The organism is Streptomyces sp. NPDC002690, assembly GCF_053592415.1.
Genome location: NZ_JBSFVR010000686.1, coordinates 1 through 1,698, shown reverse-complemented (window position 1 = coordinate 1,698; position 1,698 = coordinate 1). Strand labels below are relative to the sequence as shown.

The following is a 1,698-nucleotide window of genomic DNA, read 5'->3' as shown; positions in this document are numbered from 1 at the left end:
CACCGGAACACGGGTCCGGTGCGGGGCGGGCGGTTCCCGGGATGCGGTCCACCGTGTCACCGGCGCCGGGAGGGGCCAACCCCTATTTCCGGTGCCCCCTACGGGAGGGCCCGTAGCCAGTACCGCAACGGCGTTTACGGTGATGCGGCCCTAAAGCGTTTTGTTGCGAAAGTGGCGCCGTCCGCCCGGAGGGCGGGTCCCGCGGCGTCCGGTGCATGCGATCGCAAGGCGGAGGGGCGCCCGGCGCCCCGATACTGGATGTATCGGGGTGATCCCGACAACGCGGCGAGCGTGCGTGCCAGGCGTCGCGGGACAGGCGGGATTTCGCAACACGCTTTGGACGTCGTTTCTTATGGTGAGCGGCGGTGGGGGATTTCGATCGGTTCGTCGGATGCGGCTGCTCTGGTCAGCGGGGCATGTGCCGTCCCAGCTCCTGTGCCTTCTCGCGCAGGTCAAAAGCCCAGGCTGCGCCCTCTGCAGGGGCGGACATCCCAGTGACGGTGGAAAGCTGCACGTCTTGACGTGGGCCTTCAGGGGCGGCTCCGTGTCGTGCCCAGTCCACCTGGATCGCGGCGCGTTCTGCAAGAGCGAGCACAGTGGCAGTGAAGCCGTCGGAGAGCGCGAGCCAGATGGTGTGGCTCGATTTTCGGTGCTGCGTCAGGAGGGTGTTGACGAAGGTTTCGAAGGTGACGGGGTTGATCTGGCATTCGTCGTTCTCCATCGGCCCAATGCCCGATGGGAGCTCCAGCTCCGCTTCGAAGACCGCTACCTGGCGCTGGAACATGCGGGATGCTCCATTGGATGGATTCCACAGTGTCTCGTCGCCGAGGTCGAAGTACTGGCTCATCGCGGCACCCTTCATCTGGTCATGACAGGCCAGCGTATCCAGCCGGATCATTGCCGTCGTCAGAGTTTGGTCTTGGCCAGGCGCCGGTGGCAGATGAGGGCCGCGGCTATGCCGACGAAGGCCAGGAAGTGTTCGGGTTTGCGTTCGTAGCGGCGGTGGAGCCGGCGGCAGCCGGCCAGCCAGGACACGGTCCTTTCGACTACCCATCGGTGACGGCCGAGTCGCTGTGAGGACTCGGTTCCTCTGCGAGCGATGCGGCGCCGGATGCCGCGCTTGCGGAGCCATCTGCGCAGGTGGTCGTAGTCGTACCCTTTGTCCGCGTGCAGTTTCGCGGGGCGCCGCCGTCGCGGTCCGCGCCGGGAACGGATCGGCGGGATCCCCCGCACGAGCGGTTCGAGGCCCTGACTGTCATGCATGTTGGCACCGGAGATGCCCAGTGACAGAGGAAGTCCGTTTTGGTCCGTGATCAGGTGGATCTTCGAGCCCAACTTGCCACGGTCGGTCGGATTCGGTCCTGTCAGAGTCCCCCCTTTGTGGCCCGGATGCTGACGGAGTCGATAGCGCACCGCGACCAGTCCAGCTCGCCGCCGGCACCGAGTTCGTCGAGGATGACGCGGTGGAGCGGGGCCCAGACGCGGGCTCGGCTCCATTGGGCGAAGCGCCGGTAGACCGTCTGCCAGCTCGGTCCGAACACCGGTGGCAGCTGCCTCCAGGTACAGCCCGAGGTAGCCACGAAGAGGATCGCTGCCAGGGCCACCCGGTCACCCGCCCGGCGTCGGCCGCCACCTTGCGGACGTACGACCTCCGTTGGCGGCACCACCCGCCGAAACAGCACCCACAACTCGTCGGGC

General features: G+C 66.8%; 2 protein-coding genes. Both read right to left on the bottom strand.

The window, feature by feature from the left end:
- Window positions 1-406: 406 nt before the first annotated feature.
- Window positions 407-898: a DUF6086 family protein gene (locus tag ACWD3D_RS36720; protein ID WP_451464975.1), complete on the bottom strand. Its 492-nt coding sequence runs from the start codon at window positions 896-898 to the stop codon at window positions 407-409.
- A gap of 8 nt (window positions 899-906) precedes the next feature.
- Window positions 907-1,698 (bottom strand): IS5 family transposase gene (locus ACWD3D_RS36715; RefSeq protein ID WP_451464974.1). Its coding sequence is split into 2 segments (ribosomal slippage), with 793 coding nucleotides annotated over them: window positions 907-1,382 and window positions 1,382-1,698; the frame shifts between segments, so codons are not numbered across the junction. This gene is flagged as partial in the annotation.

Coding starts and splice junctions, on each gene's coding strand:
- ACWD3D_RS36720 (WP_451464975.1), bottom strand. CDS start 898: ATGATCCGGCTGGATACGCTGGCCTGTCATGACCAGATGAAGGGTGCC.